The sequence below is a fragment of the Pseudomonas sp. PICF141 genome (assembly GCF_002286815.1).
Lineage (GTDB): Bacteria > Pseudomonadota > Gammaproteobacteria > Pseudomonadales > Pseudomonadaceae > Aquipseudomonas.
The window spans coordinates 192,259-215,160 of the sequence record NZ_MUNM01000050.1 but is presented as its reverse complement, the minus strand read 5'-3'; the positions used below and the strand labels follow the sequence as shown (position 1 = coordinate 215,160).

Sequence of the window (22,902 nt, the reverse complement as noted above, 5' to 3'; positions counted from 1 at the left end):
AGCACAAATGAATCGACTCACGCGTTTTATCGCCCCAGTGCTATGCGCCACCGTATTCAGTGGTGCCGTTCACGCCCAAGAGCGCACGTTGCGGGTGTACAACTGGTTCGACTACATCACCCCCAAAGCACTGGAAGATTTCAAGACCCAGAATCCCCAGACCAAACTGGTCTACGACATCTTCGACACCAACGAAGCACTGGAGGCCAAGTTGCTGACCGGCAACTCCGGTTACGACGTGGTGGTGCCGTCCAATGTGTTCCTCGCCAAGCAGATCGAAGCCGGCGTATTCCAGCCGCTGGATCGCAGCAAACTGCCGAACTGGAACCACCTCGACCCCAAGCTGATGAAGCTGATCGAAGCCAACGACCCGGGCAATAAATTTGCCGTGCCCTACATGTACGGGACCATTCTGATCGGCTTCAACCCGGACAAGGTCAAGGCGGCTCTGGGCGACAACGCACCGGTGGACAGCTGGGACCTGATCTTCAAGGAAGAGAACATCAGCAAGCTCAAGCAGTGCGGCGTGGCCTTGCTCGACTCACCGTCGGAGATCCTGCCCCTGGCCCTGCAACACCTGGGCCTGGACCCCAACAGCAAGAAGCCGGCGGACTACGCCAAGGCGGAAGCGCTGCTGATGAAGATCCGTCCACACATCACCTATTTCCATTCGTCCAAGTACATGGCCGATATTGCCAATGGTGACATCTGCGTCGCGGTGGGTTACTCCGGCAGCTTCTCCCAGGCCGCCAACCGCGCCAAGGAAGCCAAGAACGGCGTGATCGTCGACATGCGCTTGCCCAAAGAAGGCGCACCAATCTGGTTCGACATGCTGGCGATCCCCAAGGGCGCGAAGAACCCGGAAGACGCCTACACCTTCATCAACTACCTGCTGCAACCTCAGGTCATTGCACCGGTCAGCGACTTCGTCGGCTACCCGAACCCGAACAAGGACGCCACGGAAATGGTCGACCCGGCGATCCGCAACAACCCCAACCTGTACCCGACCGAAGCAGCAATGAGCACGCTCTACACCCTGCAACCGCTGCCGCGTGATGCCGAGCGTGCCCGCACCCGCGCCTGGACCAAGATCAAGTCTGGTACTTGAAGCACCATGAAAACCAAGACCCGCGCCATCGCGGGTCTTTTTTTGCCTGCGGTATTTATCTACCACCTGCCCCGGTTTGCGTCTGGGTACTGTCGGTTCGAAACGGCAGTACCTGCCCCCATTCGCCAACCGGTTCCTGACCATGACTGAAAACATCCGAACAACCGTTTCGCCCCCCATGTTGAATAAAAGTCGCCTGGTGGATCAAGCCAGCGGCGGTCCGTCACTTCATGATGCCGCTGCGCAATTTTTGCAAAATGCCTTGAAGAAATGCTTTCCCGAACAAAACATCGACCCCGACAAAGCCATGCTGGCCACGCCGATATGGCGCTCGCACGGAGACGATCTGGTTAGCCACGGCAACCACTTCGAATCACTGACTTATGCGCTGGCACGTCTGGCCTTTAAAAAAACCACAGCCAACTACATCGAGGGCGAACATTTCCTGACCCTGACGCCCCATGCCCGCGATCCCATCCATTTACCGGTCAGTATGGACGCGATCACCAGCCTGCTGAATGAACATGCCCCATCGCTGTTCCTGGCCTTCGAACAACGTCAGCTGGACTACTGGAATGAAACCGTCGGCCAGCTGCCGCGCTGGCAAACCCTTTCCAATACCTTGCAGGAGGCACTCGATGTTCAGTCGGTTACCGGCTGGGACGCGGATGAGTGCCGCCTCGCACGACTCGTTTCGCAATACCCTGACAAGGCGCTACGTCAGACCACCGACAGTGGGCTGTCTGATGTCCGCGCGTGCCTGCTGGATCTGGATGTCGGCTTCGAAATGGCAGAGGGCAACAGCACCCGACACTTGATGCTACCGGGCGCGCTGGTGCTGAACGCAACCATTGGCACCCGCGAACTGGTCGTGATGTACACCATCAGTAATGGCTACGAATCGTTCGATTCTCTGGAGCAACTGGGCATGGTCCTTCCCCAGCGAATCGACATCGATCTGAGCGGCCAAAGCCTGAAGTGGCGACTCTATGAACCCGAGGAAAACATCTTCGATGCCATGGTCTGGGCGCTGATAGGCATTCAGATTGATTCCATTGAGGCGCTCGATCCGGCCAGTCGCTCGCTGTTGGCCAGATTTTCTCCCCGGCGGGACGAAAGCACTACGATCAATGCCAAAGACAACGCACGCGTCGAACAGCTGGAAAACGCGATCCCCGAATGGCTATTGGCAGGCTCGCTCGACGATATCCAGGCCTACAGCGGCTACCTGACCAATCTGGGCTCTCTCAGAGGTCAGTCCGACAGCGGTGTCTTCAATGCCGAAGACATACCCCTCATCAATACCTACGCCCAGCAAAAAATGTGCGATGCCATCCTCGCCGACAAAACCGGCGAAGATGCAGCGGGCCTGCGCCTGAATGACATTCGGATCACTGTCACCCACAGCTTTGAAGCCGGCGGTTTCACCCTCCCCGACCCGCATAACCGACAGGTCGAAACCCTGGGTGAATTCGCGCTGCAAAATGTTCGACCGTACAGCGCGACAGTCGCCTATGCCGATGGCCAAGCCGCACCCGCCTGGATGACAGTGACGTTCCTGTTGCGTATGGCCAATGAGATCAACATCGGCGAAACCTACCCTCAGCTGATCAAGCGCACACTCATCGACGATCCGGTGCAGGCTCGGCGCCACAAGGCCCGTTACTGTCGTCAGTGGCCATTGCTGCTGCCGTTGCTGGCCCTGGAATACAAGCTCAAGCAACAGGGCGGGGTCGATGATCAGGGTTACCGTCAGGTCTGCCAACTGATGGAGTCGATCGAAACCAACGGGCCACTCGCCGAGTGGCCGGTGCAGATTCGCCCGCTGGCATTCATGCCCCATTATCGTCTTGGCAGTACGCCGGACACCGTCGCGAACATGTACATCATCGCCCCGCGTGCGGGCTCGAGCGGCCCTTGCCTGCTTTATCAACCGTTGCTGGATCAACCATTGCGCCAGTTCCCTTCCGAACAGAACATGCTGTATGCGTTTTATCAGCCCGGCGAACTGCGCGACTCGATTCTGGCCTGGCTGCCCAACAGCACGTTGAGTTTCGAATACGCCCAATATGTGTTTTCCAGCGGTATACCCTCGCCCTGGACCATTACCGAACTGGCTTTCGAACCGTTTATCCATCTCGACCTGACCGCTTCCGTCAACCTGACAAACACGCCGCTGAGCGGCGATATCCTGACGACCCTGTTCAATCGCAATAGCCAGGCAATGGCCGAGCTGGCCGACCGCCAATCGACCTCCAACGCCGAACGTCGCTGGGCGCTGCTGGCTGACAGCGGTTGGGCGATGTTCAGCGTGGCCGCCAATTTTCTCAGCGGTTCGGCGGGCACCGCGGTCTGGGTCTGGCAAAGCATCACCCAGATCCAGCAGGCGCTGGATGCCCATGAGCACGGCAACACGCTCGTCGAGTGGTCTTCGATCGGCGATGTCTTGTTGGCGCTGGGCATTTTGCTCATGCAACGGGTCGCGACGCGGCGCATTCGCTTCTCAAATCCCTTGGACGAAAATGCCTCGCAGCAACAGCCATACATGGACGAGCCTCTATTCACGGCCCCTTCCATCACCAAGCCGCCGACGGTCACCCATGACGCGACCCCGCTGAGTGCCGAACTGCCCGAAACGCACCTCTCCACCCTCGCGCCCGCCACGCTTGGCCGTATCAATGCAGGAGCGCGATTTTTACAGCAGATCAATCGATTCCAGGTCCCGGCGCCGAAGCTGCCCGTGGGTGCACAGGCCAACGCCAACCATCTGCATGAACTCACGGGAAAGCTGTACGCCAAGGTCGGTGAGCGATGGTTTCAGGTCAGCGCCGAAACGGACGAACCGGTATTCATCGTTGATCCGAACGACCCCGAGCGATCCGGTTTCAGTGTGAAATTCGACGAAGGCACAGGTCGATGGCACTGGGACCTGAAGCTACGGTTGCGTGGCGGCGGCCCGAGCGGGCGAATAGAAGCCCTGCGGCGCGAAAAAGCCCGGAAAAAGGACGAAGCATGGACCGCCCTGCATCTGTTCATTGCTCAGGAAGCGGCTGGCAAAGCCCGTTTGGAGGAGGCCTTGCAACACCTGGAGAACAACGACGTATCAGCGACGGAGTCCGATGCAGCCATAACCACTTACACCACAACCGCCAACGAGCTGGCCAATGGATATGCCCAGGCCCTGGAAAACCTGGAAAAATGGCGCGAAGCAGGCGGCGCGGGCGTGTTTTATCAGTCTCAGCTGATGCGCCTCACCATTGAGCAGCATCGCTTCCTCAGCAGCTGGCTGAGAATGAAGATGCGCGAGTATGCAAAAATCGTCGTGCCCCTGGTCAGCCAGTCCGAGCTTGCGAGCAGCCTGCCCCGCGCCACGCAGCTGGAAGCCGCACAGAAAGCCATAGTCATCAGCGATGAAATAATTGATCGCCTCGATCGCCTGCACACCTCGCTGGACACGTTGATGAGCAACACCGGCACGGCCCGCAAGATCGCCGGCGATCTGAAAAAATTACTGCCTTCTTTCTCCCGTTACGACCTTCAAGCCAATGAAATCGGCTTGTCCACCGAGCTTTGCCTGCACGAAGTACCCGACAGCAACATGAGTCAGGTACGTCAGCTTGTCGTGCAGATTTTCGACAGCGCGGCTGACGCGGGACACACCTTGCGCTCCACTGAAGCCGGGGCGCTGAATGTCGATCGGCTCACCACCCTCGTCGATCACCTGGCAGACGCCGAACGGCGCCTGCAAGAGCTCTCCATCACCTGGCCCGATCATTTGGAGCCGGTCCGATTCAAGCGCATTCAAACGTTGGTTGGTCAGTTACATAAAGTGGCGCGTAACCGTCTGCTCGACTCGCTTCCCGAGTCTGAAGAAGTACCGGTCGCAGCAATGAGCCGACTCGAACCGCTGCCCTCCACGTCCCGAGCCATCGGCAAGGCGAACAAATCCCGGCCACGAGGGAGTGAAGCGCCAAAGACACCTTCTACCGAAAATCCCGAGCCTGTCGAAGACATCCCCATCATCAAGGCGGCGACCCGGCGCCCAGTACAACCGGCGGTACTGGACGATGAAGGCATCATCGCCAACGCGATGTCTCAAACCGTTGAACTCGACGGGTTCATCAAACGTCTGCGCACCGACGCTCAGCGCCCCTCGCGCATCCCGGCGGACATGCAAGACCTGTTCGATCAACAGGCGACAAGATTTGAAAAAGCCGCCAATGACGTGGAGGCGGTACTGGCTCGCAGAAGAGCCGATTTCCCGGTGGGCAGCTTGAGCACGGAATTACGCGAGGGAGCCGCAAGGCTGCGACGCGAAGGCATCAATGTCTACAGCACCCTACTGATGGGACGCAAACCCCGGGAGGCCTATCTGAAATGGCTGAACGAACATGACCAGGTAGAGATCGTCAAAGACGAGCGCGGCCGCATCAAGACCAGGCAGCGTAAGGACTACTTCCAGGAATACCGGATTCTGGACAAGACACGCCAGAAAAAACCGTTGTGGGTCGCGCATTTCCATTACGACAACCTGACCGATCCAGATGATTTGTTCACGGCCGCTCATCTCAAATTCGCCGAGGGGTATCTGCAAGAGCTGCCAGCCAGAACACGCCAGGAACTGAATACCTTCGATGCGGTGGATAATGCGTTGCGCCGGATCGGCAATCCGCAGGTTCTGGATCTGTTTCTGAAACTTGAGCCGCAAGCGCCGGCAGGCACTGAAACCTGAAGAAATAGTCAACCGCCCCAGACATTGCGCAAACGGGCCAGAGCCGCTTCGATCGCCGGCTCTGGTACGGCGGCAAAACCCAACACCAACCCGGCTCGCTGATCCAGCGGCGTCTGCGAGTCGGGCAACCAGTAACTGCTTAAACCAATGACCTCGACCCCGACGCTTTCGGCTTGCTCGATCAACTCGCGTTCACGAGCCACGCAGCTCACCGAAACCGTCAAATGCAGCCCCGCGGCCACACTCGGCACACTTGCAATACCCTCAATGTTTGTTGGCCAATGGGCTAACAGACAATTGCGTCGACTCAGGGCAGCCCGGCGCATGCGACGGATATGCCGCTGGAAATGCCCGGCGGCCATGAATTCGGCCATCACCGCTTGGGTGCTCACCTCAGAATGCCGCACATCCACCGCTCGACGCTGGGCAAACGCCTCCACCAATCCGGGGGGCAATACCAGGTAACCCAGTCTTAACGCCGGGAAGGCGACCTTGCCGAAGGTCCCGACATACAGCACCCGCCCCTGTCGATCCAGTGCAGCCAACGGCGCCAGGGGTGCGCCGCTGTAACGGTATTCGCCATCGTAGTCGTCCTCGACAATCCATCCGTGGGTACGTTCGGCCCAGGCCAACAATTCAAGACGCCGCGCCAGACTCATCACCACCCCGGTCGGGTACTGATGCGCGGGAGTGACATAAGCCAGACGACAATCGCCCAGGCTCGCCAATTCGGTGCAGTCGATGCCCTCACTGTCCACCGCTACGCCGTGCAATCGCGCGCCAGCCACCGCAAACGCATGACCCGCCGCCCGGTACCCAGGATTTTCAATACCGACTCTGTCGCCAGGTTCCACCAGCAGCTGTGCACAAAGGCTAATTCCCTGTTGTGCGCCACTGGTGATCACAATTTGCTCAGCCGAGCACTGCATACCCCGTGAACTGCGCAAATAAGCGGCAATCAGGCCGCGCAAGCGCGCGTCTCCCGCCGGATCGCCATAACACAGCCGCTGTAAATCCGGTTTACGCCAGAAAGCCGCGTTCAGCTTGGCCCAGACCTCGAAAGGAAATAGATCAAAGGCCGGAACGCCGACCCGAAATGCCCTAGGTGGACCACTGGGAGGCAAGGCCAAATGGTTCTTTTCAATTCGCCCCAAAGCACCACTGTGGATAACTTCACTGGATGAAACCCCAGGTAAATCCGGCGGATTTGTGGATAAGGCTGTGGGTAACCCTGTTGAAAACCCTGTGGATACTTTTGTGGATAATTTTTTTGCCGGTAACGCGGCTTGAGGCAATAGCGCGACGTAAGTCCCGTCGCCCACACGTCCCTCGATGAAGCCTTCTGCATAAAGCTGATCGTAGGCTCGGACCACGCTGTTCCGGGAAATCGATAACGCCGTCGCCAGATCGCGACTGGCCGGCAGTCGTGTGCCGCTGGCCAGTCGTCCGTCGAGTACGCGCATTCGCAGCGCTTGATAGAGCTGACGACTCAGGCCCTGGCGGCGATCGAGTTCGATACCCGCCGGGTTGAATAATGAGGGAAGCGGCGTATTCGACATGGTAATGGACCTATGAAATTGGTCATTAATGGCTCTTACAACAGACCAATAGCCTGTCTAGGATGCAGGCATTCGCCAAGGAATATCTCCATGTATACGCCCAGCAATTTCGCCATCCATGATTTGAATGAGCTGCATCAGCACATCCTCGGCACTCGCCTTGGGGTTTTGGTCACCCACGGTGAGCAAGGCCTGCAAGCCAGTCATCTGCCGCTGCTGCTGAATGTCGACCACGGCCCGAATGGCACCCTCTACGGCCACTTTGCCAAAGCCAATCCGCAATGGAAGGAACTGCAGAACGGCGCTGAAGCGCTGGTGATATTTGCCGCTGCCGACGCTTATGTGAGCCCGGGGTTTTATCCGGCCAAAGCCGAACACGGCAAAGTGGTGCCAACCTGGAACTATGTGGCCGTACACGCTTATGGCCCGGGCGAAGTGTTCACTGATACCGACCGCCTGCGCGATCTGGTCGGCGCATTGACCGATCGCCATGAAGCCGGTCGTGCCCAGCCATGGAAGGTCGCCGATGCTCCCGCCGACTATATCGACGGCATGCTCAAGGCCATCGTCGGTTTTGCCTTGCCGATCCAGCGGCTGGAGGGCAAACGCAAGCTCAGCCAGAACCGCAATGCCGCAGACATCGCCGGTGTGCGCGAGGGATTGGCCGCCAGCCCTGATGTTCACGACCAGGCCCTCGCTCAATTGATGCAATAAGGAACGAACATGAATCAGATCGACATCCGCCAGGTTACCGCCGACGATCACGCCGCCTGGCTGCCGCTGTGGCAAGCCTACTTGCGCTTCTACAACACCGAATTGCCCGACGCAGTCACCCAAAGCACTTGGCAGCGCCTGCTCGATCCGAGCGAACCGACCCACGGGGCGCTGGCCTGGGCCGATGGCAAAGCGGTGGGCATGGTGCATTTCATCTACCATCGCTCGAACTGGAGCATCGAAAACTCCTGCTACCTGCAAGACTTGCTGGTCACACCCCAAATCCGCGGCACCGGTGTCGGTCGGCAACTGATTGAATTCGTCTACACCACGGCCAAGGCAGATGGCTGCTGCAAGGTTCATTGGCTTACTCACGAAACCAACGCCACCGCGATCCAGCTCTATGAGCGCATCGCCGAACGTCCCGGTTTCATCCAGTTTCGCAAAGCCCTTTAAGGTTCAAGGAGAGCAGCATGTCGACTTCACTCGCCGACTGGAAAGGTGTTCCGCCGCCTTCGGTCCAACTGATCGAAGGGCGTTTCATTCGCCTGGAAAAGCTTGACCCGGCGCGTCATGCCGACGGTTTGTGGGAAGCCCTGGAAGGCCCGGGCGCGGATCCGAAGCTGTGGGACTATTTGCCTTACGGTCCTTTTCCGGAACGCAGCGCTTTCAACGATTGGCTGAACAATCATGCAGCCAACAGCGACCCGTACTTTTTCACGGTGATCGACCGCGCCAGCGGCGACGTGCAAGGTATTCTCAGCCTGATGTCGATTGTCCCGGCTCAGGGCCGCATCGAGATCGGCCATGTGACCTTCGGCGCAGCGATGCAGCGCTCACCGAAAAGTACCGAGGCGATTTACCTGCTGGCCAGGGAATCCTTTGCCTTGGGTTACCGGCGTCTGGAATGGAAATGCAACAACGGCAATGCCCGCTCCAAGTATGCGGCGCAGCGGTTAGGGTTCACTTTTGAAGGGGTGTTCCGCCAGCACATGGTGGTCAAGGGGCAGAACCGTGACACCGCGTGGTATTCGATTCTGGATTCGGAATGGCCGGCGATTGGCGCGGGGTTCGAGCGATGGCTGTCCGATGAGAACCAGACGGCATCGGGGCAGGTGAAAACGTTGACGGAATGTCGTGGGTGATTTTGTGATCGTTCCCACGCGGAGCGTGGGAACGATCTTTCAAACCAGTTTCTGGGCGAGCACCGCAATATGCTCCGGCCCGATTCCGCAGCAACCACCCAAATGGCTGGCGCCGCGCTTCTGCCAATCAGCCGCCCATTGCAGGTAACCCGGCGGGTCGAGATCGTCGCGCAATGGGTCCAGACCATCATTGGCCGTGGCCTCTTTCGGCTGCGGCGGGAAGGCATTGGCGTACGCGCCGATGTGTATTTTCACCCCCAAGCGTTCGAAGGTTTCCCGTGCCGCATCAATGGCGGCGCCGATGACTTCCGGCTGGCTGCAATTGAACAGCAAGGTCTCGACGCCCAACCCAGCCGCCACCGCGGCGGCCTCGGTTACCGGTTCACCAGAACGCAGACGCGGCACTTCGTCGGTGTCTTCATCCTTCAAGGTAAACGACAGCCAGAACGGCTTGCCATCCTTCGGCAGACCGGCATGAATCGCTCGCGCCTCGACAATCGAACTCTGGGTTTCAGCCAGCCACAAGTCGACATGCGGCGCCAGGCCGTTGACCAGCGGGCTCAGCAGCTCAGTGACCCGCGCAGCATCGAACAGGTCCGGGCGATAGGAGCCGAACAACGGCGGCAATGACCCGGCCACGCGCACGGGCTTGCCCGCCGCATCGACCGCACGCCGGGCCAGCTCACCGGCCAACGCCGCGAGGGCCTGAGCCTCAGCGGCAAAACGCTCTTCGCCAATATGGAACGGCACCACCGCATAACTGTTGCTGGTAATCACGTTGGCACCGCTTTCAATATAAGCCGCGTGCACAGCCTCTACCGCTTGCGGTGCTTCGCTCAAAGCCAGCGCCGACCACTCGGGCTGCCTGAACGGCGCCCCTCGGCGTTGCAGCTCACGACCCATGCCGCCATCCAGAATTACCGTGCTGCCTGCGCCCATATGCTTTTCACTCATAAGCTTATGAAAATAACTCACTATCAGAGTCGTTCTTATAACTATTTAATACGCACCGTACCGTTAATAACAACTTCTTTTTTTCAGGGATCAACTGTGAAATTTCAACCACTGCTGGCCCTGGGCCTGACGATTCTGGCGGCCTCCACCCAAGCCCTGGCGGGTGCCACTCTGGACCGCATCGAGCAGAAGAAAGAACTGGTCGGTGTGCTGATGGAAAGCTATCCACCGTTCTCGTTTCTCAACGATCAAAACCAGCTCGACGGTTTTGACGTCGATGTGGCCAAGGCGGTGGCGGACAAACTGGGCGTCAAGCTGCGTCTGGAAACGCCGTCCTGGGACGTGATCGCCGCCGGGCGCTGGAGTGGACGTTACGACATCTGCATCTGCTCGATGACACCGAGCAAGGCCCGCGCCGAAGTCTTTGACTTCCCGGTCGAGTACTACGCCTCCCCTGCCGTGATTGTGGTCAATGCCAAGGACGACAGCATTCACAGCGCCAAGGACCTGAGCGGCAAAAAAGTCGGCCTCACCAGCGCCTCCAGCTATGAAAGCTACCTGAACAAAAACCTGGTGATCGAAGGCGCCGAAGACATCCAATTGCAGTACCCGTTCGAGAATGTGCAAATCGCCCCGTATGACACCGACAACGTCGCCTTCCAGGATTTGGGCCTGGGCGCTGGCGTGCGTCTGGACGCGATTCTCACCAACCTGGTGACCGCGCAACCGCGTCTGAACGAAGACAAACGCTTCAAGCTTGCCGGTGAACCGCTGTATTCGGAGCCGAACTCGGTGGCCATCGAAAAAGGCGATGCGCAATGGGACGCCAAAGTGCGTGATGTGTTTGCCCAGTTGAAACAGGACGGCACCTTGAGCAAGCTGTCGCAAAAATGGATTGGCGCCGACATCAGCAAATGACTTCTTTCCCCAAACCCTCTCAGCCGCCGCAACCGGTGGCTGAGTCAATGCTGCAACGGATTTTCGGTTTCCGCACCCGGCTGTACCTGACCTGGGCGGCGATGTTCGGCTTGTTCGCGAGTTTCTTCCTGAGCTTCGACCTGAAGTTCTCGATCATCCTCGACAAACTGCCGAACCTGATCGGCCTGCATCTGGCGCCCAACGGCTTTGTGCAAGGCGCAGCACTGACGTTGTTTTTGTGCCTGTGTTCAATTGTGGCGTCGTCGCTGCTGGGCTTCATCACGGCTTTGGCTCGGCTGTCGAAAAGCGCGGTGGCGTTCGGTATCGCCAGCTTCTATGCCTCGTTCTTTCGCGGTACACCGCTGCTGATTCAAATTCTGCTGATCTACCTCGGCTTGCCGCAATTGGGCATCGTGCCGGGCGCCATCGCCGCCGGCATCATTGCCCTGTCGCTGAACTACGGCGCGTACCTGAGTGAAATCTTCCGCGCCGGCATCCTCGGCGTCCCCCATGGCCAACGCGAAGCGTCATTGGCCCTGGGCATGCGCGAAACCGTGATTTTCTGGCGCGTTACCCTGCCCCAGGCCATGCGCACCATCATCCCGCCCACCACCAACCAGTTCATCTCCATGCTCAAGGACTCGTCACTGATCTCGGTGATGGGGGTTTGGGAAGTGATGTTCCTGGCGCAATCGTATGGGCGCTCGAGCTATCGCTATATCGAAATGCTCACCACGGCGGCGATTATCTATTGGTTGATGTCGATTGGACTGGAGCTGATTCAGGCGCGGATGGAGCGGCATTATGGGAAGGCGTATTTGAGCCGTAGCCAGGTTTAAAGCAAAAGGATCGCAGCCTTAGTCAGCGCCTGCATCGGGCCGACTCGCACCTGTAGGAGCGGCCCAAGGCTGCGATCTTTTGATCTTTAATATGCGGCGATGCGATAGCCCTCTTGTCTTGATTCATTGTCAGAAAAAGCGTCAGCTCAAACAGATAAAAATAGCCCCCCTCAAATAATTGGCCATTTTCTACACAACCATCTGACACTCCCCGCAAGCCCGTCGGAAGCAGCTGACATCGGCACCTATAGCCTCCCTCCTAGAGTTTGGTCTCATCTCAAAGAGGCTGTACTCGATGCCCATTCAATACAAATTCCGACCACAACATCTGGCGCTGGCCATTACGCTTGCAATGGGTTGCATAGAAACCTCCAGAGCGCAGCAACCGGAACCCCAAGTCACTTCCGATGCGCCGACTCCCAAGTCTCGTAGAAAACCACCTAAGCTAAATAAGCGCATCGTTGATCTTCCGGCGTCCAAGGAGGTCATCGAACCACATAAAAACCCTGATCGGTCCACAGACCGGTTGGATGAAGGACAGGCAACTCCGCCTGTAACAACTAAACCGCCTGCCGTTGAAGAACCCAAAGCCAGTCAAACAGCTCAGACTCCATCCAGCCCCACAAATACCGCCGTCACGCCCCTGCTGGCCTCCACCACCGAAACAGCCTCACCAGCCATCGACCAACTGAACAGCAGCCTGAACGCCAATCTCGCCAAGGCAACTCTGAACAGCGACAGCCCAATCAGCGCGAGCATGCTTTCGGCCATGCGCCAGCTGGATAGCGCCAGTGCCTACAGCAATCCCGGCAGGCGAAACAACACACCACGCTTGGCGGCCGGCGATGAAGCCACTGGCAGGGTCTGGTTACAAGCATTGGGTCATGGCGGCACACTGGATCGCAGTCATGGCAGCAGCGCCTTGCAACACGCCACCAAAGGTCTGGTACTGGGCGCGGATAGGGCGCTCGATGAACAGTGGCGTATAGGCGTGATCGGCGGACAATCGCAGACGCGCCTGGACGGCAGCCAACTGGACGGTGATCTGGACAGCTGGCATCTGGGCGCCTACGCCCTGCGCCAAAGGGGTCAGCTGGCTTTGCGCCTGGGGGCAACTTACGGCAACCATGATGGCAGCACCAAGCGTCGGGTAGCTTTCAACGGTTTCAGCGATCGTCCAAAAGGCAGCTACGACGCCAGCACGCAACAAGCCTTTACAGAGGTCGGTTACAACCTCGGCAGCGGCAACCTCAGCGCCGAGCCTTTTGCCAACCTTGGCTACCAGCGGTATCAGCGCGACAGCTATACCGAAAAAGGCGGTGCGGCGGCACTGCAGGTCCATGGGCAAACGCAGGACAACTTCAGCAGCACCTTCGGTCTGCGCCTTGCCCAGCTCAATACACTCGAAAACGGCATGCAACTGACGCCGCGATTCAGCGCTGGCTGGAAACATACCTACGGTAATGTCGACAGCAAAGCTCAGCAGCGACTGGTTACCGGCGGCAAGAATTACACCGTTGAAGGCGCGGCCCTGGATCGCGACAGCCTGACGCTTGATGCAGGGCTGGAGCTGGCGGTTTCGGCCCGGCATACGTTGGGTGTCGGTTACAACGGCGAGCTCGGCGATAACAGCCGCAGTCATGGCGCAATGGGACAGTGGCGGATGGCATTCTGATAAAGCCACTGACTTGATGCAGAACCTGTGCAAGCGAGCCTATGTGGCGGCGACCCTTGTCGGGAAATGGTATCGCCCCGTCGGATCGTGAAGTGCCCTGCGAAGTTGAACCGCTTTCAAAGGTTAACGACTACTTCGCAGCCGAACCGGGGCGAGCCCCCTCGCCAAGGTCGCTTCCACATCTGGCAGATGGAATAGCGCATAAAAAAAGGGGAGCACATGCCCCCCCGAGGTTTAAAGCGGTCTATCGAGGCTGTTAACTCAGCCTTCGATCTCGATCAGGATTTCGCCCGGGTTTACCCGGTCGCCCTTGGCCACATGGATGGCGGTGACTTTGCCGGCGATGGCCGATTGGACTTCGGTTTCCATCTTCATCGCTTCGGTGATCAGCACGGCCTGGCCGGCTTTCACGGTGTCGCCTTCCTTGACCAGCACATCGACGATATTGCCCGGCATGGTGGTACTGACGTGGCCCGGTGCAGTGGCTTGCTTGCGCTTGCTGCTGCCGCCGCCGACGAATTCGTTGAGCGGTTCGAACACCACTTCTTCCGGCATGCCGTCGATGGACAGATAGAAGTGGCGCTTGCCTTCGGACTTGACGCCGACACCGGTGATGTCAACGCGATAAGTTTCGCCGTGAACGTCAATGACGAACTCGGTCGGCACACCTTCGCCGCCGACCGACGCCACGCCGCCCGCTTCCGGAATAGGCAGCAGCACCTCTGGTACGAGGATGCCGGCAGCACGTTCTTCGAGGAATTTGCGGCCGATGTCCGGGAACATGGCGTAGGTCAGCACGTCTTCTTCAGACTTGGCCACCGCGCCGATTTCGGCACGCAACTTGGTCATTTCCGGCTTGAGCAAATCGGCCGGACGCACGTCGATCACTTCTTCGCTGCCGATCGCCTGACGGCGCAGTTTTTCGTTCACGGTGCCCGGCGCTTTGCCGTAGCCGCCTTGCAGGTAGAGCTTCACTTCATTAGTGATGGTCTTGTAACGCTCGCCGGCCAGCACGTTGAAAAATGCCTGGGTGCCAACGATCTGCGAGGTCGGCGTTACCAGCGGCGGGAAGCCGAGGTCTTCGCGAACGCGAGGGATCTCCGCCAGCACTTCGCTCATGCGGTTCAGCGCGCCCTGCTCTTTCAACTGGTTGGCGAGGTTGGAAATCATCCCGCCCGGAACCTGGTTGACTTGAACGCGGGTATCGACAGCGGTGAATTCGCTTTCGAATTGGTGATACTTCTTGCGCACGGCGTAGAAGTACAGGCCGATCTCCTGCAACAGCTCCAGGTCCAGGCCGGTGTCGTATTCGCTGCCCTTAAGGGCGGCGACCATCGATTCGGTGCCCGGGTGACTGGTGCCGGAAGCGAAGCTGGAAATGGCGGTGTCGATGTGGTCGGCGCCGTTTTCGATGGCCTTGAGTTGGCACATGGTGGCCAGGCCAGCGGTGTCATGGGAGTGAATGAACACAGGCAGCGATTGTTCGGATTTCAACGCTTTGACCAGTTCGCCAGTGGCATACGGGGTCAGCAGGCCGGCCATGTCCTTGATCGCCACGGAATCGCATCCCATGGCTTCCATTTGCCTGGCTTGTGCCACGAACGCGTCAATGGTGTGCACTGGGCTGGTGGTGTAGGCGATGGTGCCCTGAGCATGTTTGCCGGCGGCTTTCACCGCTTCGATGGCGACTCGCAGGTTACGCACGTCATTCATCGCATCAAAAATGCGGAACACATCGATGCCATTGACCGCAGCCTTGGCAACGAAGGCTCTGACCACGTCGTCGCTGTAGTGGCGGTAGCCCAGCAGGTTCTGGCCACGCAGGAGCATTTGCAGACGCGTGTTAGGCAATGCGGCGCGCAGCTGGCGCAGACGCTCCCACGGGTCTTCTTTCAGGAAGCGGACGCAGGCGTCGAAGGTCGCGCCGCCCCAGCATTCCAGCGACCAGTAGCCGACTTTATCGAGCTTGTCGCAGATCGGCAGCATGTCTTCGGTGCGCATGCGGGTGGCGAGCAGCGATTGGTGGGCGTCGCGCAGGATGGTGTCGGTAACAAAGATCTTCTTGGACATTCTTATCTCCTCATAGCGACAAGCTTCAAACTACAAGCCGCAAGAAAAAGCCGATCTGCTTCTACTTGCAGCTTGCTGCTTACAGCTTGCCACTGCATTCAAAGGCCTGCGTGGGCGGCGATGGCGGCGGCGATGGCCAGGGCCAGCTCTTCGGGTTTGCGCTTGATCGAGTAGTTGGTCAGTTCCGGGTGGCTTTCAACGAAGCTGGTGTTGAACTGGCCGCTACGGAATTCCGGATTACGCAAGATTTCCTGGTAATACGCGGCGGTGGTCTTGACCCCTTGCAGACGCATGTCGTCCAAAGCGCGCAAGCCACGGTCCATCGCCTCTTCCCAGGTCAGCGCCCAGACCACCAGTTTCAGACACATGGAATCGTAGAATGGCGGAATGGTGTAGCCGGTATAGATCGCTGTGTCGGTACGTACGCCAGGACCGCCGGGCGCGTAGTAACGAGTGATCTTGCCGAAGCTGGGCAGGAAGTTGTTTTTCGGGTCTTCGGCGTTGATCCGGAACTGCAATGCGAAACCACGGTGCTGGATGTCTTCCTGCTTCACCGAAAGCGGCAGGCCGGAGGCGATGCGAATCTGCTCGCGTACGATGTCGATGCCGGTGATTTCTTCAGTGATGGTGTGTTCCACCTGCACCCGAGTGTTCATTTCCATGAAGTACACCTCGCCCTCGGCGAGCAGGAACTCCACGGTGCCGGCATTCTCATAACCCACGGCTTTGGCAGCGCGCACCGACAGGTCGCCGATATAGGCGCGCTGTTCCGGGGTCAGTTGCGGGCTCGGGGCGATCTCGATCAGCTTCTGGTTGCGACGCTGGATTGAGCAATCACGCTCGAACAGGTGCACCACGTTGCCAAAGCTGTCACCGAGAATCTGCGCTTCGATGTGTTTCGGATTGACGATGCATTTTTCCAGGAACACTTCCGCCGAACCGAACGCCTTGGTGGCTTCGGAAATTACCCGCGGAAAGGCTTGTTCGAGTTCTTCGCGACTGTTGCAGCGACGAATGCCGCGTCCGCCACCCCCTGAGGTGGCCTTGAGCATGACCGGGTAACCGATGCGATCGCCCTCGGTCAGGGCTTCTTCGATACCCGACACGTTGCCTTCAGTGCCCGGAGTGACCGGTACGCCAGCCTTGATCATGCTGCGGCGAGCTTCAGTCTTGTCGCCCATGCGGCGAATCACTTCAGCCGCTGGACCAATGAATTTGATACCGCGTTCGGCGCAGATATCTGCCAGTTCGGCATTTTCCGAAAGAAAGCCGTAGCCGGGGTGCAGCGCATCGCAACCGGTTTCCACTGCCAGGTTCACCAGCTTGCGCGGATTCAGGTAGCCGGCCAGGGGCTCGGCACCAATGCTGTGGGCCTCATCCGCACGCTTGACATGCAAGGCATGGCGGTCGGCGTCGGAATAGATCGCGACCGAGCGAATGCCCATCTCGGCGCAGGCACGCACGATTCGTACGGCAATTTCACCACGGTTGGCGATCAGGATCTTTTTTATCACTTGGAGGTTCCCTTGAGCCGGTGATACCCACGACCTGTCACACCAGGTCGACGCGTGACCAAATGTTTCAATTCGGTCGCAGGTCCACACTAGCTCTCACAAGGGATTAACAAAAATGAATAATAATTGGGTTACACATAAGCAAAGACTTATAGTTAAGGCATCAGCCTTCGCTCAGGGTCTCTAGAAAATGCGTAAGTCATTGATGCGTATGACATTGCGTCAATTGCAGATCTTCAATGAGGTGTGCGACTTAAGGTCCTACAGCCGTGCAGCCGACGAAATGTCTCTCACACAACCTGCCGTGAGCCTACAGATTCGTCAACTCGAAGAGCTGATCGGTCAGCCGTTATTCGACTATGTTGGCAAAAAACTCTACATGACCGAGGCCGCCGAAGCCCTTCAACGTGCCAGCCGAGACATTTTCGGGCGCCTGGAAAACCTCGATATGCAGCTGTCAGACATGCAAGGCTCATTGCAGGGCCAACTGAAACTGGCGGTGGAATCCAGCGCCAAGTATTTCGTACCGCACCTGTTTGCTGCTTTCAAACGCCAGCATCCCGAAGTGAACCTGCACCTGACGGTGGTCAACCGTGGCCAAGTCATCCGGCGCCTGTCGGATAACCGTGATGATCTGGTAATCATGTCGATGGTCCCACAGGACATGGGGCTGGAATTCCTGCCGTTCCTCAATAATCCGATCGTCGCGGTGGCACCGCCGGATCATCCGTTGTGCCACATGGGGCCATTGCGCTTGCAAGATCTGGAACCCTACACGCTACTGTTGCGTGAACCCGGCTCCGGCACACGACTGGCATGCGAAGAGTACTTCAAAGAGAAGCGCGTGCATTTCACCCAGATCCAGGAGGTGGCTTCGGCTGAAGCGCAGCGTGAATGCGTATTGGCGGGTCTGGGCCTGGCGCTGTTGACGCGCCATGCCCTGAACCTTGAATTGGCAACCGGGGGATTGATCGAGTTGCCAGTCGAAGAGCTGCCGCTGTATCGCAGCTGGTGCCTGGTACAGGCCAAGGCCAAACGGCTGTCACCGGTGGCCCACGCCTTCCTTGCATTTATTCGCAGCGAGCGGATACAGATCAGCGCGCTGGTTGAGCGTTTCGACGGGAAGTTGCGGGAGCCGCCTGCCAGTAATTGAGTTCCAGATCGTCAGGAAACTCGCCAATTTCGGCCAGAAGCTGGCGGCGCTCGCTACGATCTTCGATCGCACGACGAAATTCCATGCGGCGCTGATCTTCTTGCTGACGGCGGGTTTTGACGGCGCTGTTGCGTTCTTCGTAGGGCTGAGCCATTTCGAGTCTCCCAAGGCGAGTACGGGAGTTTCAAGATAGGCGCCAGGGATGACGGTTTGGCGGCTTGTAGGTTACAGACTGATGAAATTCATCAAATGTGGCGAGGGGGCTTGCCCCCGTTGGGTCGCGTAGCGGCCCCAAAGTGTTTGCGCCTGCTGCGCAGCCGAACGGGGGCAAGCCCCCTCGCCACAAGGTCCGTGACAGTCTTGAATCAATCGTCCAGCGCTTTCACCGATTTGGGCGACAGCCGCAAGCTGCGAAGGCTGCGTTTGACGCTTTTCAGGTGATTGACCAGGCTCGGACCGCGAGCCATGGCCACGCCCATCGCCAGCACATCGATCACTACCAGGTGCGCAATGCGCGACGTCAGCGGCGTATAGATTTCGGTGTCTTCATGCACATCGATCGCCAGGTTGACGGTCGACAACTCGGCCAACGGAGTCTGGCTCGGGCACAACGTGATCAACGAAGCGCCGCTCTCGCGCACCAGGTTGGCCGTGATCAACAGATCTTTGGAACGTCCGGATTGGGAAATACAAATCGCCACGTCGCTGGGCTTCAGGGTGACCGCCGACATCGCCTGCATATGCGGGTCGGAATACGCCGCTGCCGTCAGCAGCAGACGGAAGAACTTGTGCTGGGCATCCGCCGCCACTGCGCCCGACGCACCGAAGCCATAGAACTCGACACGCTGAGCCTGAGACATCAGCGACACCGCCCTCTGCAACTCCACCGGATCGAGCTTCTCGCGAACCTCCATCAGCGTATGCAGGGTGGTGTCGAAGATTTTCAGGCTGTAATCGGCGACCGAATCGTCTTCATGGATCGCGAACTGCCCGAAGCTCGCGCCAGCCGCCAGGCTCTGCGCCAGTTTCAATTTCAAATCCTGGAACCCGGAGCAACCGATGGCGCGGCAAAACCGCACGATGGTCGGCTCGCTGATGCCCACGCTGTGGGCCAGATCGGCCATGGAACTGTGCATCACCGCCGCAGGGTCAAGCAGCACGTGGTCGGCGACTTTGAGCTCCGACTTGCGTAGCAGGTGGCGGGACTGGGCGATGTGTTGCAGCAGATTCAAGGGGCTGGACTCTTTGTTATAGGCAGGTGCCGGGGATGTAGCACGCTTGTAGTTATACTACATGAATCGGCTTTTTGCCTGCTCAATGCGTAACTCGATGTCCCCATTTCATGCGACATGCGCTCCATGTAGCCCCCTCGGCCCTTGTGGCAGCTGATGAAGCCAGCTGCTACAAAGGATCGGCGTCGCGTCGTAAAAGCTCCACCAGGTTGGCAGCCTCGACCGGCCGACTGATCAAATACCCCTGCACCTCATCGCAGCCCTCGGCTTTCAGAAACTCCAACTGCTCCGGCCGCTCCACACCTTCAGCCACCACTTTAAGTGACAGGCCATGGGCCATGGCGATGATCGCCCGGGTGATCGCCGCATCCTCACTGCTCTCCCCCAGCCCGCGGATAAACGCCTGATCAATCTTCACGTAATCCACCGGAATGCGCTTGAGGTAACTCAAGGACGAATAGCCAGTACCAAAATCGTCGATCGCCAGTTTCACCCCAAGGTCGCGCAACTGCTGGAAGGTCGCAATGATGTGCTCGACGCTGTCCAGCAACTGGCTTTCGGTGAGTTCCAGTTCCAGGTGGTGCGGCGCCAGACCGGTTTCCTCCAGCACCTGGCGCACCAGGCTGACCAGTTTCCCTTGACGCAGTTGATGCACCGACAGGTTGACCGACACCCGAATCGGCTGCAGGCCCTGACGCTGCCACTCGCAGGCTTGCCAACAGGCCTGGCGCAGAACGAACTCGCCAATAGCGCCGATCAACCCGGTCTCCTCGGCCAGACCGATGAAATCCCCCGGTGGTACTTGGCCCAGGGTCGGATGATGCCAGCGTACCAATGCCTCGGCGGCATTGAGCCGGCCGGTGGCGAGGCAGAGTTTCGGTTGATAAAACACTTTCAACTGTTTGTCTTCGATGGCTTTGCGCAGCTGGTTTTCGAGCTGCAAACGCTCAAGCGTGCTGGCTTGCAGGCTGTCGGTATAGAACTGGAAGTTGTTGCCACCCAAGTGCTTGGCGTGCTGCATGGCCATGTTCGACTGGCTCACCAGCGCGGAAATCTCCCGCGCAGTGTCTGGCAACAGGCTGATGCCCATCGACGCGCTCATTACCAGCTCATGCCCGTCGACGGTGATCGGCAAACACAGCTTGGCCGACAAACGGGTTGCCATGCGCGCCAGGCTCGACAGGTTGCCATAGGCATCGAACAGCACCGCAAATTCATCGCCGGACAACCGGGCGATGGTGTCCGCTTCCGGCAGCGCATTGACCAGGCGCCGGGCCATTTTCTGCAACAGCTGATCAGCGATCTCGTGGCCGAGGCTGTCGTTGAGCAGCTTGAATCGATCCAGATTGACGTGCAGCAATGCCAGGCTGCGCCGACCGCCCTGACGCACGCGCTGATGAGCCTCGTGAAGCCGTTCGCGGAACAAGGAGCGGTTGGCCAACCCCGTGAGCTCGTCGTAATGAGCCAGGTAACGCATACGCTCTTCAGACTCACGCCGAGCAGACAGATCGGCGAAGAAGCCAACAATATGGCTTACCTTTCCCCGTGAATCGCGCACGACGTTGAGTTGTAGCCATTGCGGATACAACTCGCCATTCTTGCGCGTTTCGACCAACTCGCCTTGCCAGCTGCCGTGCTGCTCCAGCGCCTGACGAATCGCCACGTAATGCCGGCGTGCGTCACGACTGCAAGGTAACTCGACCACATTGCGCCCGAGCATGTCGTCGATCTCATAGCCAGTCACCCGACTGAAGGCCTGATTGGCGGCTATTAGCGCATAACCAGGATCAAGAATGACGATGCCCTCGCTGGCGGCCTCGAACACCATCGCCGCCAATTGACGCTGTTCTTCCTGTCCCTTGCTGGCACTGATATCGCGTCGGGTGCCGACCATACGGATCACCCGGCCGTTTTCGCTACGCTCGACCGCTCGACCACGGTCTTCGATCCAGACCCAATGGCCATCGCTATGCCGTACCCGATATTCGATCTGATAATCCTCGCTGCGACCTTTCAAATGCTCGACCAGGGCGCGCCTGAGGGACGGCAAGTCTTCGGGATGCAGACGAGGCTTGAGGTGGCTGAGCATCGCCGTGACGTATTCCGGCTCCAGCCCGAACAGCTCTTGCAATTGGGTGTGATGGACTTCGTCTGTCTGCAGGTTCCAGTCCCACAACCCGAGTTCGCTCGCTTTCAACGCCAGCGCCAGTCGTGCCTCGCTCTTGCTCAGGGCCTGGTTGGCGGCGTCCAGCTCCAGACTGCGCTGAGCGACCCGGTTTTCGAGGTCGACCTGGGTTTCACGTAACTCGTCTTCAGCCCGGCCGCGCTGGTCGACTTCCCTGGCCAATTCGTGGTTGAGCTGATCGCTGCGACGTTGCGCCTGCTGCAAATGCTCGATCAGGGCTTGATTTTGAAAGCGCCGCAACAACCCCTGGTTGATCAGCCGATTGACCTGCCAGGCGACCACGCTCAACGAGCCCAGCAAAATCAGCCCGAACCAGCCCCAGCCCTGTTCCTGCTCATCGCCGCCCCAGAACAGATAGCCAATGGCCGGCAAAAGGCAGGGCAAGGTAAAGGATAGAAAGGCCGGCAGGCTCACGGCATAAGCGACGCTGGCCGAGAGTGCCGCGGCACCGATCAGGCCGAACACCCAGGCTTGCTGCATGAAATTGTCCGCGGGCACCAACGCGATGCCGGCACCGGCCAGGGTCAGGCCAGTCATGGCAGAGCCGAGCATGAACATGCGACGCCAGACCGGATGGGCCTGGCGGTGAGGAATCGCCGAATCGAAAGCCGCGACCTGGATCACCCGCAACGCCACCAGTGACAATAACCAGATCAACCAGACGCTGACCACGAAGTAACGCTGGGGGCTCCAGAGCAATCCGACGCACACCAGACCGTTGGTCAGCATGAACAGCGTAGGCAACAGTGAGCCCTGATACAGCAGGCGCGTGCGTTCGACCGCCATCTCCATGGCGTACTGTTTGCGGATAATCCGGGGCTCCACAGAGGGGCCCGACAGGTCGGAGCGGAGGATCATAGGCAATGTTTTTGTTCTTATTAGTGAGCATGCGAGCCCGAATTGTGCACGGAGCATACACAAGCAAATGCCCGGACCAAACAGTCCAAGGTCATAAAATAGACGAAAGTTGGAACCGTCCGTCCCGGTTTAAAAGCCGCCAGACAAGCCCTGCCAACGCTTGCAGCCGGTGACTGACCGGTCGTCATCGGCGCTTCTTTCATCGGCTAATGCAAAGCTCGGTTTGCCCGGGCTGACGGCGCACCC

Annotated in this window: 15 protein-coding genes and 1 pseudogene; 9 read left to right on the top strand and 7 right to left on the bottom strand. The window is 58.7% G+C overall.

Annotated features, from left to right (window positions below; translation table 11 throughout):
* Positions 1-7 precede the first annotated feature (7 nt).
* The gene (locus BZL43_RS13945; RefSeq protein ID WP_095632843.1) at positions 8-1,108 is read left to right on the top strand and encodes a polyamine ABC transporter substrate-binding protein; all 1,101 of its coding nucleotides are present in this window, start codon (positions 8-10) and stop codon (positions 1,106-1,108) included.
* Positions 1,109-1,286: 178 nt separating this feature from the next.
* The gene (locus tag BZL43_RS13940; protein ID WP_256582843.1) at positions 1,287-5,840 is read left to right on the top strand and encodes a dermonecrotic toxin domain-containing protein; all 4,554 of its coding nucleotides are present in this window, start codon (positions 1,287-1,289) and stop codon (positions 5,838-5,840) included.
* Positions 5,841-5,848: 8 nt separating this feature from the next.
* Here the strand turns inward: BZL43_RS13940 and BZL43_RS13935 are convergent, their stop codons facing one another.
* Positions 5,849-7,399, bottom strand: coding sequence for a PLP-dependent aminotransferase family protein (locus BZL43_RS13935; protein WP_095632841.1), 1,551 nt, complete (start codon positions 7,397-7,399; stop codon positions 5,849-5,851).
* 90 nt (positions 7,400-7,489) lie between these two features.
* Here BZL43_RS13935 and BZL43_RS13930 point away from each other — a divergent pair, with 90 nt between their 5' ends.
* The 3 genes from BZL43_RS13930 to BZL43_RS13920 are packed head-to-tail and all read left to right on the top strand — an operon-like array spanning position 7,490 to position 9,258.
* Positions 7,490-8,113 (top strand): FMN-binding negative transcriptional regulator, encoded by a 624-nt coding sequence (locus BZL43_RS13930; protein ID WP_095632840.1) that lies wholly within the window; start codon positions 7,490-7,492, stop codon positions 8,111-8,113.
* Positions 8,114-8,122: 9 nt separating this feature from the next.
* Positions 8,123-8,569, top strand: a complete 447-nt coding sequence (locus tag BZL43_RS13925; RefSeq protein WP_095632839.1) for a GNAT family N-acetyltransferase — start codon at positions 8,123-8,125, stop codon at positions 8,567-8,569.
* Between the two features lie 17 nt (positions 8,570-8,586).
* Entirely contained in the window at positions 8,587-9,258 is a 672-nt protein-coding gene (locus tag BZL43_RS13920; protein ID WP_095632838.1) for a GNAT family N-acetyltransferase, read from the top strand.
* Positions 9,259-9,297: 39 nt separating this feature from the next.
* Here the strand turns inward: BZL43_RS13920 and BZL43_RS13915 are convergent, their stop codons facing one another.
* Complete coding sequence (locus BZL43_RS13915; protein WP_095632837.1) at positions 9,298-10,197, bottom strand: homocysteine S-methyltransferase family protein; 900 nt, start codon at positions 10,195-10,197, stop codon at positions 9,298-9,300.
* A gap of 111 nt (positions 10,198-10,308) precedes the next feature.
* On the opposite strand from BZL43_RS13915, the gene BZL43_RS13910 reads away from it, so the two are divergent.
* The 3 genes and pseudogenes from BZL43_RS13910 to BZL43_RS13900 form a co-directional block, all read left to right on the top strand.
* Positions 10,309-11,130, top strand: coding sequence for an ABC transporter substrate-binding protein (locus BZL43_RS13910; protein ID WP_095632836.1), 822 nt, complete (start codon positions 10,309-10,311; stop codon positions 11,128-11,130).
* Entirely contained in the window at positions 11,127-11,969 is an 843-nt protein-coding gene (locus tag BZL43_RS13905) for an amino acid ABC transporter permease (RefSeq protein WP_095632835.1), read from the top strand. The genes BZL43_RS13910 and BZL43_RS13905 overlap by 4 nt, the downstream gene beginning before the upstream one ends.
* A gap of 571 nt (positions 11,970-12,540) precedes the next feature.
* Positions 12,541-13,644 (top strand): annotated as a pseudogene (locus tag BZL43_RS13900) (autotransporter domain-containing protein); the annotation flags it as partial.
* 261 nt (positions 13,645-13,905) lie between these two features.
* Here BZL43_RS13900 and oadA read toward each other — a convergent pair.
* The gene (oadA, locus tag BZL43_RS13895; protein ID WP_095632833.1) at positions 13,906-15,714 is read right to left on the bottom strand and encodes a sodium-extruding oxaloacetate decarboxylase subunit alpha; all 1,809 of its coding nucleotides are present in this window, start codon (positions 15,712-15,714) and stop codon (positions 13,906-13,908) included.
* 98 nt (positions 15,715-15,812) lie between these two features.
* Entirely contained in the window at positions 15,813-17,228 is a 1,416-nt protein-coding gene (locus tag BZL43_RS13890) for an acetyl-CoA carboxylase biotin carboxylase subunit (RefSeq protein ID WP_095632832.1), read from the bottom strand.
* Between the two features lie 205 nt (positions 17,229-17,433).
* On the opposite strand from BZL43_RS13890, the gene BZL43_RS13885 reads away from it, so the two are divergent.
* Positions 17,434-18,381: a LysR family transcriptional regulator gene (locus BZL43_RS13885; protein ID WP_168185092.1), complete on the top strand. Its 948-nt coding sequence runs from the start codon at positions 17,434-17,436 to the stop codon at positions 18,379-18,381.
* Here BZL43_RS13885 and BZL43_RS13880 read toward each other — a convergent pair.
* The 3 genes from BZL43_RS13880 to BZL43_RS13870 all read right to left on the bottom strand — a co-directional run bounded on the left by BZL43_RS13880 (position 18,323) and on the right by BZL43_RS13870 (position 22,656).
* Positions 18,323-18,535 (bottom strand): PA3496 family putative envelope integrity protein, encoded by a 213-nt coding sequence (locus tag BZL43_RS13880; RefSeq protein ID WP_095632830.1) that lies wholly within the window; start codon positions 18,533-18,535, stop codon positions 18,323-18,325. The genes BZL43_RS13885 and BZL43_RS13880 overlap by 59 nt on opposite strands.
* Positions 18,536-18,746: 211 nt before the next feature.
* Complete coding sequence (gene hexR, locus BZL43_RS13875) at positions 18,747-19,613, bottom strand: transcriptional regulator HexR (RefSeq protein ID WP_007896526.1); 867 nt, start codon at positions 19,611-19,613, stop codon at positions 18,747-18,749.
* Between the two features lie 169 nt (positions 19,614-19,782).
* A complete protein-coding gene (locus BZL43_RS13870; protein WP_095632829.1) occupies positions 19,783-22,656 on the bottom strand; it encodes an EAL domain-containing protein in 2,874 nt (957 codons plus the stop codon).
* Positions 22,657-22,902 lie beyond the last annotated feature (246 nt).

Bases quoted from the DNA above. Each gene is read 5' to 3' on its own strand.
- BZL43_RS13885 (WP_168185092.1), top strand. From the start codon at position 17,434: ATGCGTATGACATTGCGTCAATTGCAGATCTTCAATGAGGTGTGCGAC.
- BZL43_RS13870 (WP_095632829.1), bottom strand. From the start codon at position 22,656: ATGATCCTCCGCTCCGACCTGTCGGGCCCCTCTGTGGAGCCCCGGATT.
- BZL43_RS13920 (WP_095632838.1), top strand. From the start codon at position 8,587: ATGTCGACTTCACTCGCCGACTGGAAAGGTGTTCCGCCGCCTTCGGTC.
- BZL43_RS13915 (WP_095632837.1), bottom strand. From the start codon at position 10,197: ATGGGCGCAGGCAGCACGGTAATTCTGGATGGCGGCATGGGTCGTGAG.
- oadA (WP_095632833.1), bottom strand. From the start codon at position 15,714: ATGTCCAAGAAGATCTTTGTTACCGACACCATCCTGCGCGACGCCCAC.
- BZL43_RS13925 (WP_095632839.1), top strand. From the start codon at position 8,123: ATGAATCAGATCGACATCCGCCAGGTTACCGCCGACGATCACGCCGCC.
- BZL43_RS13880 (WP_095632830.1), bottom strand. From the start codon at position 18,535: ATGGCTCAGCCCTACGAAGAACGCAACAGCGCCGTCAAAACCCGCCGT.
- BZL43_RS13935 (WP_095632841.1), bottom strand. From the start codon at position 7,399: ATGTCGAATACGCCGCTTCCCTCATTATTCAACCCGGCGGGTATCGAA.
- BZL43_RS13930 (WP_095632840.1), top strand. From the start codon at position 7,490: ATGTATACGCCCAGCAATTTCGCCATCCATGATTTGAATGAGCTGCAT.
- BZL43_RS13905 (WP_095632835.1), top strand. From the start codon at position 11,127: ATGACTTCTTTCCCCAAACCCTCTCAGCCGCCGCAACCGGTGGCTGAG.
- BZL43_RS13945 (WP_095632843.1), top strand. From the start codon at position 8: ATGAATCGACTCACGCGTTTTATCGCCCCAGTGCTATGCGCCACCGTA.
- BZL43_RS13940 (WP_256582843.1), top strand. From the start codon at position 1,287: ATGTTGAATAAAAGTCGCCTGGTGGATCAAGCCAGCGGCGGTCCGTCA.